General features: G+C 65.0%; 14 protein-coding genes. 5 read left to right on the top strand and 9 right to left on the bottom strand.

What is annotated here, in order from left to right:
• Positions 1 to 10: 10 nt before the first annotated feature.
• Genes ACNSTU_RS03700 through coxB form a run of 4 tightly spaced genes read right to left on the bottom strand, consistent with a single transcriptional unit; the run spans position 11 to position 4,323 of the window.
• Entirely contained in the window at positions 11 to 769 is a 759-nt protein-coding gene (locus tag ACNSTU_RS03700) for a cytochrome c oxidase assembly protein (RefSeq protein WP_290631133.1), read from the bottom strand.
• 44 nt (positions 770 to 813) lie between these two features.
• Positions 814 to 1,128, bottom strand: coding sequence for a hypothetical protein (locus tag ACNSTU_RS03705; protein WP_290631131.1), 315 nt, complete (start codon positions 1,126 to 1,128; stop codon positions 814 to 816).
• A 20-nt stretch (positions 1,129 to 1,148) separates the two neighbouring features.
• The gene (ctaD, locus tag ACNSTU_RS03710; protein ID WP_290631129.1) at positions 1,149 to 3,668 is read right to left on the bottom strand and encodes a cytochrome c oxidase subunit I; all 2,520 of its coding nucleotides are present in this window, start codon (positions 3,666 to 3,668) and stop codon (positions 1,149 to 1,151) included.
• On the bottom strand, positions 3,661 to 4,323 hold the full coding sequence (gene coxB / locus ACNSTU_RS03715; protein ID WP_290631127.1) for a cytochrome c oxidase subunit II: 663 nt from the start codon (positions 4,321 to 4,323) through the stop codon (positions 3,661 to 3,663). The genes ctaD and coxB overlap by 8 nt, the downstream gene beginning before the upstream one ends.
• Before the next feature lie 87 nt (positions 4,324 to 4,410).
• On the opposite strand from coxB, the gene ACNSTU_RS03720 reads away from it, so the two are divergent.
• Positions 4,411 to 4,896, top strand: coding sequence for a DUF2231 domain-containing protein (locus tag ACNSTU_RS03720; RefSeq protein ID WP_290631125.1), 486 nt, complete (start codon positions 4,411 to 4,413; stop codon positions 4,894 to 4,896).
• A 23-nt stretch (positions 4,897 to 4,919) separates the two neighbouring features.
• On the opposite strand, the gene ACNSTU_RS03725 is transcribed toward ACNSTU_RS03720, so the two are convergent.
• A complete protein-coding gene (locus ACNSTU_RS03725; RefSeq protein WP_290631123.1) occupies positions 4,920 to 5,363 on the bottom strand; it encodes a CopD family protein in 444 nt (147 codons plus the stop codon).
• Between the two features lie 84 nt (positions 5,364 to 5,447).
• Positions 5,448 to 5,594, bottom strand: coding sequence for a hypothetical protein (locus ACNSTU_RS03730; protein ID WP_418212100.1), 147 nt, complete (start codon positions 5,592 to 5,594; stop codon positions 5,448 to 5,450).
• 177 nt (positions 5,595 to 5,771) lie between these two features.
• Here ACNSTU_RS03730 and ACNSTU_RS03735 point away from each other — a divergent pair, with 177 nt between their 5' ends.
• Positions 5,772 to 5,972, top strand: a complete 201-nt coding sequence (locus tag ACNSTU_RS03735; RefSeq protein WP_290631119.1) for a DUF3185 family protein — start codon at positions 5,772 to 5,774, stop codon at positions 5,970 to 5,972.
• Between the two features lie 92 nt (positions 5,973 to 6,064).
• On the opposite strand, the gene ACNSTU_RS03740 is transcribed toward ACNSTU_RS03735, so the two are convergent.
• Positions 6,065 to 6,484, bottom strand: a complete 420-nt coding sequence (locus tag ACNSTU_RS03740; RefSeq protein WP_290631117.1) for a PRC-barrel domain-containing protein — start codon at positions 6,482 to 6,484, stop codon at positions 6,065 to 6,067.
• A gap of 366 nt (positions 6,485 to 6,850) precedes the next feature.
• Here ACNSTU_RS03740 and ACNSTU_RS03745 point away from each other — a divergent pair, with 366 nt between their 5' ends.
• Positions 6,851 to 8,062 (top strand): sensor domain-containing diguanylate cyclase, encoded by a 1,212-nt coding sequence (locus tag ACNSTU_RS03745; protein ID WP_290631115.1) that lies wholly within the window; start codon positions 6,851 to 6,853, stop codon positions 8,060 to 8,062.
• Between the two features lie 74 nt (positions 8,063 to 8,136).
• Positions 8,137 to 10,107: an AsmA family protein gene (locus ACNSTU_RS03750; RefSeq protein WP_290637121.1), complete on the top strand. Its 1,971-nt coding sequence runs from the start codon at positions 8,137 to 8,139 to the stop codon at positions 10,105 to 10,107.
• A 10-nt stretch (positions 10,108 to 10,117) separates the two neighbouring features.
• On the opposite strand, the gene ACNSTU_RS03755 is transcribed toward ACNSTU_RS03750, so the two are convergent.
• The gene (locus ACNSTU_RS03755; protein ID WP_418212101.1) at positions 10,118 to 10,384 is read right to left on the bottom strand and encodes a DksA/TraR family C4-type zinc finger protein; all 267 of its coding nucleotides are present in this window, start codon (positions 10,382 to 10,384) and stop codon (positions 10,118 to 10,120) included.
• A gap of 61 nt (positions 10,385 to 10,445) precedes the next feature.
• The gene (locus ACNSTU_RS03760) at positions 10,446 to 10,988 is read right to left on the bottom strand and encodes a lipocalin family protein (protein ID WP_290631109.1); all 543 of its coding nucleotides are present in this window, start codon (positions 10,986 to 10,988) and stop codon (positions 10,446 to 10,448) included.
• Positions 10,989 to 11,181: 193 nt separating this feature from the next.
• On the opposite strand from ACNSTU_RS03760, the gene ACNSTU_RS03765 reads away from it, so the two are divergent.
• Positions 11,182 to 14,751 (top strand): S41 family peptidase, encoded by a 3,570-nt coding sequence (locus ACNSTU_RS03765; RefSeq protein WP_290637119.1) that lies wholly within the window; start codon positions 11,182 to 11,184, stop codon positions 14,749 to 14,751.
• The last annotated feature ends 2 nt before the right edge of the window (positions 14,752 to 14,753 follow it).

Consider the following 14,753-nt stretch of genomic DNA (forward strand, 5'->3'; position numbering starts at 1 on the left):
GCGCTGGCCACTACCCTTGCAGGTCCATCCGGCGCTGCAGCTGACGATACCAGCGATGCGCGATCCAGCCCGAAGCAAGGAGATACGGCACGCCGCCCAGCACCCACATGATCAGCCCCGCCAGCTGTTGATCGGCCATTCCCCGGGCCTCGCCGTACATGGGGGCATCGGCAAAGGTGAGGATGGCCCCCAGGAAGCCGGTATGCATCAGCGTGAACAACACCGCCAGCAACGCCAATGGCGCCCGCACCGCGCTGCTCTTGAGCACTGCCCACCAGAACAGCCCCGCAGTCACCAGAAAGCACGCATGTTCCAGCGCATGCCACCACGGGTTCTCCACCGCCACCATGTAGAAGTGCGGGGTATGCCAGAACCAGATCGCGGCGGCGTGAAGGTAGGCCGCCGTCATGGGCCGCTGCACCAGGGGGAGCGTGATGTTCCATGGAACCGTGAACAGCCTGCCCGCCCCCGCTGCAAGCTGCTGCAGCGGCCGGCTCAGGACCCATAGCGGTGCAACGACCACCATCAACAGCATGTGCTGGACCATGTGCGCGGCCGTGCTCGTCTTCGCCCAGTCGTCCAGCGGCCCGAACAGGGCCAGTGCGCAGACAAGCGCGGTGGCGTGAAACAGAGCGCCGTGAACACCTCCCGGCCGGCGCCGCAGCGAACCGAACAGGTAAGCCCCCCAGAAGAGCGCCAACAGTGCGACGCCAAGCAACCCCGCCATCTGCTCATGACCGGTGCTTGTTACCGGATTGTGTGCCAGCACGCCGGCACTCCATAACAGCAAGCCACAACCGATACCGACAGAGGCTACACGCATGGCGGATAGACGATGACCGGCAGGCCCACGGCCAGGGTCGAGCCCGCAGAAACCAAATAGACGCCCACGGCAACCCGTAGCACGAAACGCTGCGCATCACCCGCCGGGGCGAGTCGCCAGCAACGCCATGCCGCGTAAGCGAGCAGCGCCGTCACCACGAGCGTCAGCATCAGGAGCCCGCCATTGAGCCACGTCAGTGCGCCCTGCTCGGCCGCCGGCGGAGCCACGGCACAGCCCACCGACAAACCGCCGTAAAGGGCAACGAACCAGAGGCTCCAGATCACCAGGCCAGCGAACAGATGCACGGGATGCGTCCAGCCGGGGATCATGCCGGAGTCCCCCACGCCATGGGCAGTAGCAGAAACACCGCCACGCTGAGCCAGAATATCCCGACGGTGTAGACCCAGAACGGCCGCACCACCACGGGCTCGTACGGGACATGGCGCCCCACGTAGCCTTTGCCGACCCGGACCGCCTGCAACACCGTCAACAATGCGGCAAGACCACCGTGACCGAGCACGTAGACCAGCATGACCAGAAGCACGGCGTCATGGGCCAGCGCCGTGGGCGCCAGCGACGCATCCCGGAGCGCCCACAACAGCAGCGCCACATGCCCGCCCCCCAGAAGGCCCGCCCGCCAGAACCGGCGCTGCAGGCCCTGATCGACACCACGCCGCAGCGCTCTGACAGCACCCTCGAAATCCATCCAGGCGGCCGTAAGCGCCAGCCCACTGGCAATCACCAGCCACAGCGCGATCTGTTCGCCCTCGGGGACCGACCATCCTGGCGAGGCCGTCCAGAGATACAGCCAGCCGAAGATCAGGGACAGGTAGAACGTGCCGTTGGCCATCAGCGTCACCACCATCCCCCACAACCCGGGGCCATCGGTAGTGCGCGAGTGTAGGGGCGGGTCGTGAGACTCGCCATGAACCAGCAGGGCGGCGCTGGGGTGGGCACCGTTCTCCCAGCTCCAGCGCAGCAGAAAGACCAGCGCCGAGACAACACCCACCAGTGCCAGCGGGTACACGCGGACCAGCAGACTGACGCACACCAGGGCCAGGCCCATGGCAGCGAAAAGCGGCCACCAGGAGTTCCCAGGCAGGTGTATCACGTGCCTGACCTTGCCGGTAATGGCGTCGGAGCCGTAGATCTCACGCCTGCCGTGCGAAACGTCAGTGAGCCCGTGCTCCCCGGACGCAATGGTGTCGGGCAGTTCCGGCGATTCCCATAGCGGATGCCGGGTGCGCAGATCCGGGAGGCTTGCGAAGTTGTACGACACTGGCGGCGTCCCCGTCGCCCACTCCAGCGTATCTGCGCCCCACGGGTTCCGGGGCGCCGGGCGCCCGAAACGGAAATGCAGGGCGATGTCCAGAATGATCATGGCGATCCCCGCCGCCATGATGAACCCGCCCACGGACGACAGCAGGTTGAGCCAGTCCCAGCCCAGACCGGGCTCGTAGGTGTACACCCGCCGTGGCATGCCGAGCAGGCCGGTGAGGTGCATGAGCAGGAAGGTGACGTTGAAGCCGATGAACGTGAGCCAGAACCCCCAGTTGCCAAGCACCCGCGTCGGCATGCGCCCGGAGAGGTGCGGCAGCCAGTAGTAGAACCCGGCAATCAGCGGGAACAGCATGCCGCCCACGAGCACGTAGTGCAGATGGGCGACCACGAAGTGGGTGTCGTGCACCTGCCAGTTGAACGGCACGAGCGCCAGCATGACGCCGGTCAGCCCGCCGCACACGAACACCACCAGAAAGCCGATGATCCAGAGCATGGGCAGGCTGTACACCACCCGTCCCGTCCACAACGTGGCCAGCCAGGCGAACACCTGGATCGCCGTGGGCACGGCCACGAGCATGCTCGCCACGGAGAAGAACGCCTGCGCCAGCTTCGGGATGCCGATGGTGAACATGTGATGCACCCACAGCCCGAAGCTGATGAAACCGGTGAGAATGATGGCGAGCACAAGCCATCGGTACCCGACGATCGGTCGCTGCGCGAAAACCGGGATCAGCGTGGAGACGATGCCCGCGGCAGGCAGAAAGATGATGTAGACCTCCGGGTGACCGAAGAGCCAGAACAGATGCTGCCACAGGATCGGGTCTCCGCCCCCGGCGACCTCGAAGAACGGCATGCCGACGGCACGCTCCAGCTCCAGCAGCACGCTGGCAAGAATCAGCGGCGGGAACCCGAACACGATCATCAGCGCCATGGCGAGGATGTACCAGCAGAAGATCGGCATGCGGCGCAGCGACATCCCGTTGGCGCGGCTGCGCAGAATGGAGACCGTCAGCTCGATACCTGCGGCCATGGCGGAGATCTCGACAAAGGTGATGCCCAGCAGCCAGAAATCCGAGCCCGGACCGGGGGCGTACTCGGCGCTGCTCAGTGGCGTGTACATGAACCACCCGGAATCCGGCGCCATGCCCAGCACCATGCTGGAGAGGATGATCAACCCGCCGAACAGGTAGCAGTAATAGCCCAGCGAGCTGATGCGCGGGAACACGAGGTCCCTGGCGCCGATGAGCTTGGGGATCATGTACAGCGCCATGCCCTCGAGCACGGGAATGGCGAACAGGAACATCATCACCGTGCCGTGCATGGTGAACAGCTGGTTGTACACGTCCGGGCTGATGATGTCCTGCGCCGGCAGGGCGAGCTGGGTGCGCACCAGCATCGCCATGACGCCAGCAATGAGAAAGAAGACAACACCAGTCGCCATGAATCGCAGACCGATGGTGGTGTGGTTGACCGCCGCCAGGGAACGCCAGCCCGGGGGGTTCGCCCAGACCCGTTCAAGGCGCTGATGCAGTGCCTGCCGTTCCTCCGTGCCGGCCTCAGTCATTGCTCTGCAATGCCTCCTCCAGCCAGTCGTCGAAGTCGTCCTGCGGATGGGCTTCCACGGTGAAATCCATGTGGGCGTGTCCGGCACCACAGAACTCCGCGCACTTGCCCTGGAAGATGCCCGTCTCATCAGCCTGGAGACGGAGCACGTTGGTGCGCCCGGGGATCGCGTCGAGCTTGCCGGCAAGCCGCGGCACCCAGAACGAGTGGATCACGTCCTCGCTGGTGACGTGGACGTGCACCGGAACGCCGACCGGAATGTGCAACTCATTGTTGAGCGCGATGCCCTCCTCGGGATAGCTGACTTCCCACCACCAGCGGTGTGCGGTGACGTCGATACGGAGCACGTCCTCGTCCGAGGCCAGGGGCATCATGTTGTGACCCGCCGGGATGCCGAACGCGAGCAGCGCGGTGATACTCACCAACGGCAGCACGAAGCCTCCGCCGACGATCCAGCGGTTCTGCACCCGCTGCGCGCTCTCGTCGGTCACATCACCCGGATCCCGGCGCATGGCATAGAGCCACAGCGCCACGACAACGATCAGCACCACGGTCGCGAAGGCGAACATCGCCCACCACAGCCAGGCGGCAGACGCAGCGGCCGGGCCGGCCGGATCCAGCGTGGACAGCGGTCCGCCGCATCCGGAAAGCAGCATGGGGATGAACATCAGGCCAAATAGGGCTACCCTTCCTGCCAGTACGCGCCCATCCACCGCGCTCGCCGACCGTGCCGGAGTGAATTGATGAGCCAGGGACCGATCATCAGTCGCATGTCTTTCCGTGGGCACCCCCTGCATCCGGTGCTGATTCACTTCCCGGTGGCCGCGCTGCTCATGCTGGTGGGCACCGACTTCGCCTACTTTCTGACAGGCGACTTCTTCTGGGCGCGAGCGGGCCTGTGGCTGGCCGGAGTCGGCGCGCTGGGGGGCTGGATTTCCGGGTTGGCCGGCCTGGTGGATCTGGTCACCGTGGCGCGCATACGCCGCTTGATCACGGCCTGGTCTCACGCCGTGATCGCCGTGATGCTGCTCTCGCTGGCGTCGCTCAACTGGCTGCTTCGTTTCGGCGACCCGGCCGCGTACATCCTGCCGTGGGGGGCGTACCTGTCCCTGCTCACGGCCGCGCTGGTCAGTGCGGCCGGATTTCTTGGCGGACAACTCGTGTACGAGTACGCGGTTGGCGTCGACGTGGACGAAGCGGCAGAGAAGCACGCGCAGGCCAGGGCCTGACGCTCCTCTCCCGGCCTGGCTTCTCACAGCGCCCAAGGAGTGCCCTCCAGCGTGGGCTTCGCCAGCACCAGCCACACGATTCCCGCCATCAGCAGACACAACGTGACTGCCAGAAGCCACGCCCACAGGCCGGTGCGCGCGACTGCACCCCGCTCGGCGCGGAGGATGAGCAACCCGGTAAAGGCGTGACAGATCACCATGCCCGTCACCAGCGTCAGCTTGGCCATGAGCCAGACCTCCACCGTCTGATCGAGCAGGAAGACCAGTGTCCCGGACATGATCGCCACGAGTGCGGCCGGCGTCGCCACGTGGGTGTGAACGAACCGCGCCAGCGAGGCGTGGTCCGGCGGCGATTCGCTGATTTCGGCATGTCCGGTGTCCACCGCGGCAACCAGCGCAGGCAGATAGAGCAGCGCGGCTGACCAGAACAGCAGCGCAACGATGTGCAACACAAGAACCCAGAGCATTCCGCAGCCTTGGTCAGTCCGTGATTTATCCCGGGCTCTCCCCCGGGCCGTCACTACATCGCCAGCTTGCGGCCGATCGTGGGTCTAGCCCTTGCCGCGGTCTTCCAGGGCGCCGGGGTGCATGCGGCCTTCGGGATGGCGCAGCTCCTCCACTTCGCGAACCGGATCCAGACCATCCCGCACGAGCACCCGCGCGCGCGCAGCATCTGCAACGATAATGTAGCGTTTCATGATGGTTCTTCCTCCTGCTTCCCGCAGAAAACGATGAAACGGCGCTCACGAAACAAGAGCCCGTATCGGCGTTCCCGATACACCCAGTAAAGTAGAAATTACGCCCCGCGTCGGCTATGAGTTCCATGACGGGCGGATACGCGCATCACCACGAATTCGGCAATGGAGAGCAAGATAATGAAAACGAACCAGATTCTCGGGGTCGTACTGCTGGTTGCAGGCGTGATTCTGCTGTTCACCGGATGGCAGGCCAGCGAGTCCCTTGGAGAACAGGTCCACGAGACGTTCACGGGGCGGTTCACGGACAGCACCATGTGGTACCTCGTCGGCGGCGCTGCGGCTTCCGTCGGCGGGCTGCTGCTTCTCATCAAGAAATAAGCGGAAAACAGCGGAGGCGTGTACGCCCCCGCTGCCCGAGGTCCATCTCTCACCAGCGGCGTTTATCCGTCGACGCCGTTACCCGGTGATGCTCAGAACGTGCCCGCGTCTTCGTACTCGGGGGCGTTGTCCAGAGTGTCCTCATCCGCGTCAACGCGGAAAACCGTCTCATCGTCATCGGCATCCCGTGCCAGTTCCACACTGTCCCAGGACAGGGCGACATCCTTCTCACCAATGCCAAGGAAGCCGCCGACACCGACGACCACGGCCACGATGCTGCCATCCTGGTCAATGATGAGATCGCTGATGGATCCGATCTCCTCGTCCTCGGTGGTGCTCATCACGGCATTCCCGATCAGGTCGTTGGCATGATAGCCGTCAGCCGGCTTCTCGGACAGGTGGGTGTCGAAGCCATTGGCCGGTCCACCGTCATCGGCGACAACACCACCCAGCCCCAGCACCATTACGGAACTGACGACTGCACTCAAGGCGACTGCTTTTGCTGGTTTCATCAGGGCTCTCCTTTACCTTCAAGACGAAAACACAGAGTGGGCAGATCCATTGCGTTCTCCCTCGACGGCATCCCTGACGTCGCGACGGCAAGAACGCAGCTGATCCTCACCTGCGTCCTTTCACCTGCAATTACGCCCTGACGAGCAAATCAGTTCCCCGGAAAAACGAAATACCCGCGTTTCGATGCGTTTCGGTGAATTTTGGAACTGATTGTCCACGAGGGGCGTACTTATCGAGACAAAAGCCGGATTAACGCCGGCAACAGCACACAGGGAGGCGTGTGACAAAACAACGTCCGTCCGCCGCAAGGACAGGTCTTGCCCAAAGGCAAGCGAGGTGCCGGCCGGGCCTGGAGAACGCGCTTGATGACTTTGACGAACGCCGTCACCCCGACGACCAGTGGCCCCGAACCGCAGGCACACCTCTACATTTGTGACAGCGAGGGAACCTGCCTTCGCGGCACACCCGCCAGGGAGTTGGAGGGACAGAGGCTCACCAAACTGGGCGGCGAGACATGGAGCACCCACGGTCTGCCCGCATCACTGGCCCCGCAGATGGAGAGTTGTATCCAGCAGGTTCTGACCACGGGGAAGATCGTGCGCGTTCTGATTCGGGACATGGTCGGTGCAAGCCGCACCCTCACCTACGCCTGCCAGTTCATGCCCACCGCACTGGAAGGCAATTCCCCGGGCATTGCGGTCAAGGTGCAGCAAGTGCCGGAGCCCCGGGACATGCACGAGGATGCGGTCAACCAACGGATGGTGGACGTGGTCCCCATGCCGGTTGTGGTGGTCCGCGTGGCCGACTGGAGATGTCTTTACGGCAACACTGCCGCGGCCGCATTATTTGGCGTGCCCGACGGTCGTCTTGAGGGTCAGAGCCTGGCCCCCTTCTTTGAACGCCCCGGCGACCCCGACCGCCTTCTGGAAAACCTGGTTATTGACCAACAGGTCGCGGACTTCGAGACCCACATCCTTGATCATGAGGGCCAGCGCTACCGGACGGTCATCTCCGGTGGTTGTACCTTCGCCAGAGGCAATCAGGCTGCCATGCTGTTCCTCTCCCCGGCGCCGGAGCGGCATGCTCCTGCCGTTGTTCGCGAGCGTGACGCCCTGACCGGCCTCCCGAACCGCACGGCGCTCGCCGACCACCTTGATGCGGCCATCCGCCGGGCCGCGCCGGAGCAGCAGAAGGTCGCCGCGCTGTTCATCGACCTCAACCACTTCAAGAACGTGAACGACGGCCACGGTCACCGGGTCGGCGACGAGCTTCTGGCGGTCATCGCCCGGCGCATTGCAAGCTGCGTTCGTCATTACGAGACGGTGGGCCGCCTCGGGGGCGACGAGTTCGTGGTCGTCCTTGAAGGGATCGAGGACGAGCGGGACACGATGCGCATGAAGCGGGACGTCCAGCGCGTGGTGTCCAGGCCGGTCCGGATCGGCGGCCTCACCCTGTCGGTCACGGCCTCCATTGGTATTGCCTACTACCCCCGCGACGCCAGCAGCGCCGACGATCTCATCCACACGGCGGATCGTGCCATGTACCGGCAGAAGATGCCCCACCGACCCGCCCTGTAGGCGGGTTCGTCGCCATCCCCGAAAGCGGGTACCATGATCGCCCGCTCCGGTCTGGTACCCCGATCATGCCCGCCATGCTGCGCAGAATCGCCCTGTCTCTGCTGACGTTCCTGGTTCTGGTGGGCCTTGTCATCATTGCTGCGTGGTGGTTCGTCGACCCGAACGACCACCGCGACGCCATCAGCCGGCACGCCAGTGAAGCGCTCGGCCACCCGGTGGCCTTGCAAGGCAATATCCGTGTGGACTTGCTACCGCTCCCGACCATCACCGTCGATTCCGTCGTCATCGCGAACGTGGAGGGATACGCCGACGCCCCCTTCGCCGAAGCCTCAGGGCTGCACGCGGCCATCCGGCCGTTACCCCTCCTGGCCGGTGACCTCGCACTGAGCGTCATCCACGTCGATGGCATCACGGTTCGGCCGGAGCGCAACCCCGAAGGCGAAGCGAACTGGCCACCGATCATCGAGGCCATGGTCGAACAGGACGAGGATCCGCCGCTGGCCTTCGACGGTATCGGTGACACCCGGATCGGTACGGTGACGGTGGACTATGCCGACCATCAGGGAGACATCCGGCAACGGCTCACCCTCCACGACACCGACGTGGATCGGCTCGGTGCCGGCAGCGAGACGTCCGTCAATGCCACATGGCAGGCCGAGGGGACGCCATTCAACCGTATCGACGGCGACCTGGCCATGCGACTGGTCCTGGACGATGCGCTCATCCCGCGGACCGTCGAGATCACCGGCCTCCGGCTCGACTGGACGCCCGACCCCGAGCGTCCGGACTCGCTGGCGGCCGACCTCTCCGCCCACATCGAGTTCTCGCCTGACGACCACGCCGTCTCCCTTGCCGACCTGACGCTGACCGCCGATGCCCTCGAGGCCGGGTTACGGATGGATGGCGCCTGGGGCGATGCCGGGTTCACGGCATTCGGGACATTCACCATTCTAGACGTAGCCCTTCGGGACCGGCTGCACACGCTGATCGGCGACGACCCCGACGCCGAGGACCCCAGTGCCCTGCAGCGACTGAGCGCCGAGGGCGCCTTCCAGTGGCAGCGGCAGCGCCTGAATCTGGACGCCCTTCGCGTGGAGCTCGATGACTCCATACTGGACGCCACTGTGGACGCGCGGCTCGGTACGGAGCCGTTCTGGGAGTTCGAAGCCGGCCTGGATACCATCGATGTCGAGCGCTACACGCCGAGAGGCTTCGACCCGGACACGGTACGCGCCGTCAGCCGCTTCATCCTCGACGCGGTCACCGGGGTGGGGCTGGACGGAACGGTTACGGTGGACACCCTGAAGGCGAACGGGCTCGAATTCGACGCCATCGAGGGCGTGGTCCGCTCCCGAGGAGACGAGCTGATCGTCCAGCCACTGGAAGCGTCGCTCTACGGGGGCAGCTATCACGGCACGTTCAGCGTACCACTGAACGGACAGCCCTATTCCGTGTGGTTCGATCAGCGTATCGAGGGCATGGCCCTGGCGCCTCCCCTGAACGCCCTGTTCGACTGGGCCGTCATTGAGGCGGAGACGGACACGTACTGGAGCGGGTCATTCACCGGCATGCACTGGCCGGACATCCGCGACTCCCTGGACGCCGAAGGCACACTGGCGCTGCGCGAAGGGCGCATCAACCGATTCAGCCTCACACGACTGATCGAGGACGCGGTCCCCGTCGCCCTGGGCGGCATCGATCAGGCACCGTTCACACGGGACGCCACAACGCCGTTCGACCGCATCTCCGGTGAGCTGGCCGTGGCGGACGGAGTGCTAACCAACCCCGATGCACGCGCCGGTTCGGATTACTTCAGCGTCGGAGGGTCGGGGGACCTGGACCTGGCGCAGCTGGAGCTGGATTACCGCATCGACCTCACCATCATCGATGCTTTCGAGACCGAGAGCGAGGAACTGCTGGAAGTACTTCGGGGCGTCACCATCCCGCTACAGCTCCACGGCCCTCTCACGGACCTGGACGTGCAGGTCGATCTGGAGCAGGCCCTGAGCGGCCACGACGATGACAACGATGAAGACGGGGATTGAGTCCGATGGGTCAGCGCAGCTGGCTGTCCTTGCTACCGCGCCGGTTGTAGTGGCCCTGCCCCGTCTGTTCCCGGTCGCGCTCCTCCTGACATGCAACACACAGTCGCACGCCCGGAATGGCGTCCCGCCTCCCCTGGGGGATTTCCGCATCGCACGCTTCGCAGTGCGAGAGGCTTTCGCCAGTGGGGAGCTGCCGCCGCGCACGCCCCACCGACTCTTCCACGGTGCTGTCGATCTGCTCCTGTACCGCGCCGTCTTTCGCCCAACCGACTGCCATGGCAGCTCACCTGAATCGTCCTGAACTGCCCCAATTATAACGGCTTTCAGGCCACGCGCCGTTATCCCTCCGACGGCTCGCCCCACCGCTGCGGGACCCGCTGGATGTCGTCGGTGTCGTAGCCGCGCTCACCAAGGAACGCGATGATGCGCTGGAGATCGTCCTCCGGCATCTCCGGCTCGCGGGACATGATCCAGACGTAGTCACGCCGCGTCCGCCCGATCACCGTGTGCTGGTAGTCGTCGTCCAGGTAGATGACCAGGAACTCGGCCTTGATCGGCCAGATGAACTGCATCCCCCACTCGGCGTTGTCGTCGCTGCGCACAAAACCGGTCGGGTTGTAGCGCTTCTCGTCGCCATCGAATCCGCCGTCGCGGAAGGTGAACACAGTGTCGATGGTGCCATCCTCGTTCAGGGTATAGCGCTCCACCGCGTTGTGCGCCCCGCGCTCGAGGAATGTCGGAATGTTCGCGATCACGTACCAATCGCCCATGTACCGCTCCAGGTCGACGTACTCCACAGTTTCCATGGGCGGGCGCGACTGACAGCCCAACAGGAGGGTTGCGGCTGCAAGCAGGGTGGCAAATGAGCGGAAAGCAGGCATTGTTGGTCTCGCATCGACGATTGATGAGGAGCACAGCCAAGCACTCTGTATAACTTAAGTACACGTTACATACAACAAGGTAGTGTCGTCGTCCCCCGTCCCGGCCCCGAATATCGAAACTGTGATGCCGGTCGTTGAGTCTTTGAATTTGCGGTTGTTATGTTGTTACGCATAAACAATCCGGGTGCCTTGCGTGAACCGTTTCCTCCGCCATCTAGCGTTTGCCACGCTGAGCTGTTGCCTGCTGCTGCCGCCCGCGACCATGGCGGGGGACGATGGCGTGAACCTTCCGCGGTTTCCGTCCATCAGCCCGGATGGACGACACATCGCCTTCTCCTGGGGCGGTGATCTGTGGCGCGCACCGGCTTCGGGGGGTGAAGCCCGGCGCCTGACACGCCACGAACAGGACGACCTTCACTCCAGCTGGGGTCCGGACGGCCAGTGGCTCACGTTCACATCGGTTCGGGACGGATACCTGAATCTCTGGCGGGTTCACCGTGACGGAACACGGGTATCGCAACTCACCCACAGTGATCGCCACCTCCGCAACCCGGGCTATGGCCGCGATGCCGATGGCAACCCCGTGATTACGTTCTCCGGGCTGCTGGAAGCGGATGTCTACCGTGATGAACGCCCCTACCTGGTGTCACCGGAAGGGGGCGATCACCGTCGACTCCACGACGCCTTCGGCTCGGAACCCCGCCTGTCACCGGACGGTCGTCGCACGGCATTCACCCGCGGCGGGATCTATCACGGCTGGAACCGGCGTCACTACCGCGGCCCGGAAGCGATGGACCTGTGGCTGCATGACCACGACGACGGTAGTTTCCGCCCGCTCACCGAGCGCGACGGTGACGACGGCAACGCGCGCTGGGCGGACGATCGCACCCTGGTATTCATGTCCGACCGCGACGATGACACGGTCAACCTCTACCGCCTCCGCCTGGATGACGACAGCATCGAACGTCTGACTCACTTCAACGGGCAGGACGTCCAGCACTTCGACGTCTCCCGCGACGGATCCACCGCCGTTCTGCAGGTCTGGGATACGCTCTATACGCTCGACCTTGCAGCAGACGACGCACGGCCCAGCCCGATCGAGCTGCGCGCGGGCGAAGACGGCCACGACCGCTTTGAACTCAAGCGCATTGACCGCGAGATCACGGAAGCCGCGCTGAGCCCCGACGGTCGGACCATGGCCTATATCGCCTACGGGCGCGTCTACGTCCGGCACATCGACGAGCACAGCCCCACACGGCCCGTAACCCGCGGCACCCATGCGCGCCACAAGGATCTGAGCTGGTCGCCCGACGGTCTTCGACTGTACTTCACCAACGATAGTGACGGCACGGAGTCCATCTACCAGGCGCGGGTCGCACTCACCCGGGAGGAGATCCGCAGCGGCCTGTCGCAGCCATCCGACGTGGTGGCAGAGGACACGCCCGATGAACATGCGCCGGACGCCGATCCCGAACCGACGCCTCCGGACAACGGCATTATGGCGGTCGCTGCCCGGCCGGGCGACGATGACGACGCAGACCAGGAGCAGCGCGCAGAGAAGCCGGAAGACCCGTTCGCGCCCGCGGACCCCGGTCTGCCGCCGGAACCCACCGACCCACCGGACCCGGCAGTGCTCCCTGAACCGCCGGAAGATACCGCCCCGGAAGACTCCGACGCCATTCCGGAGACGGAACTGGACACGGACGAGGACACCGACGACCTCCCCCGCCACCGGGACCCCTCCCGTTGGCACGATGGAGTGCAGTTCTACATTCGTCCGGTGATCCAGACGGAACACAACGACCGGGAAGCGTCCCCGTCACCGGATGGAGATGCGCTTGCCTTCCGGCGCGGACGAGGCGGTCTGATGGTACTGGATCTGGATACCGGCAAGGCGAACCGCCTGGTGGAAGGCTGGGACAGCAACATCCACTGGCGCTGGTCACCGGACAGTCGGCATATCGCCTACTCCCAGAACAACCTCGACTTCAGCGCCAACATCTTCATCGTGCCGCGAGACGGGTCGGAAGCGCCGGTCAACATCACCCGGCATCCGCGCAACGACCGCAACCCGCGGTGGTCCGCCGACGGGCGCAAGCTCAGTTTCATCTCCAACCGCTCCGGCGAGCACTACAACCTGTACCGGGTCTATCTGGATCAGGCCCTGGAGAACCAGACCCGGCGCGAGCAGGCAACCTACTACCGCGACGCCCGCAGCGAGGCCGCCAAACTCCGCCCTCTGCCGGTCCAGCGCGACGAGGCCGACGAGGTCGATCCGGTCACGCTGGATCTCGACCGCGCGTGGCGGCGCATCGAACGGGTGGCCGACCTGCCCCGGCATCAGTTCGACAACGAGATGACGCCGGGCGGCGACCGCTTCGTGTTCAATCAGAGCGGCCAAGGCCTGGTATCCATGAACTGGGACGGCAGCGACCGCAAGCGCCTCGCTCCCCGCGCCGATGTGCAGCACCTCAACGTCACGGGCGACCGGGTCATCTATATCGCGGATGGCCGCGTGGGCGTCGTACCAGTAACCGGAGGCTCCGTGACCCGCCCCGACATTTCCGCACGCATCCGGGTGGATCTGCGCGCGCAAGCACTGCAGAAGTTCCGCGAGACCGCGCGTGTCATCGGTGAACACTTCTACCGTCAGGACATGAAGGGTCTGGACTGGGACGCCGTGGTCGACGACTACGAGCAGCTCATCCGCAGCACACGCACCGCCAGCGAGTTCAGCGACATTACCAACCGCATGCTCGGCGAACTGGCCGCATCCCACATGGGGCTGTCGAACCCGGGCCCCGGCGCGGCCCGCCGACAGCCTTCCGGGCGCCTGGGGATCGACTACGAGCCCGTGGAGCTGGACGACGGACGCCGCGGGTACCGCGTGCTCTCCATCATCCCCGAGGGCCCGGCGGACCGCGGCCCGGTCCGCATGGAGCCGGGTGACATCATCACCGAGATCGACCTGGAGCCGTTTCACGGGCGCGACACCATGCTCTACCGGCTACGGGGCCGGATCGACGAGGAAGTGATCGTCACCTTCGAGCGGGCCTCCGGCCGTCGCCCTTCCCCGGCCCGCACGCTCGTCACGCCGGTGGACTACAGCGACCTGGCCACTCTGCGCTACGACGCATTCCGCGAGCGCAGCCGTGAGCGGGTCGAAGAGCGGTCCGACGGGCGGCTGGGATACATCCACATCCAGTCCATGAACCAGACCTCCCTGGAGGAGTTTCAGGGCGACCTCTACGCCGCCGCCTACGACCGCGAAGGGCTGATCATCGACGTCCGCAACAACGGCGGCGGCCATACCACGGACCGCATTCTCACGTCGATCATGACCCAGGAGCATGCCTACACCGTCCCGGCCGGCGCCGACAACCAGGCCACGGGCCACTACCCCCAGGACCGCCTGGACGCGCCACGCTATACCCTGCCCGTGAATATGCTGGCGAACGAGAAAAGCTACTCCAACGCGGAAATCCTGGCCCACGCTTTCTCAACCCTGGACCGGGGCACTCTGGTGGGCCAGCAGACCTACGGCGGCGTCATCTCGACGGGCCGTCATGCGCTGATCGACGGCGCCACGGTGCGCCGCCCCTACCGTGGCTGGTACCTGCCCGACGGCACGGACATGGAGCACAACGGCGCCATGCCCGATATCGTCGTCCAGCAGACCCCGGACGACGAGGTCACCGACCGTGACCGTCAGCTCGACCGGGCCGTGGATGACATGCTGGAGCGTCTGGACGACAACGGCTGAAC

The organism is Aquisalimonas sp. APHAB1-3 (assembly GCF_048323695.1).
GTDB lineage: Bacteria > Pseudomonadota > Gammaproteobacteria > Nitrococcales > Aquisalimonadaceae > Aquisalimonas.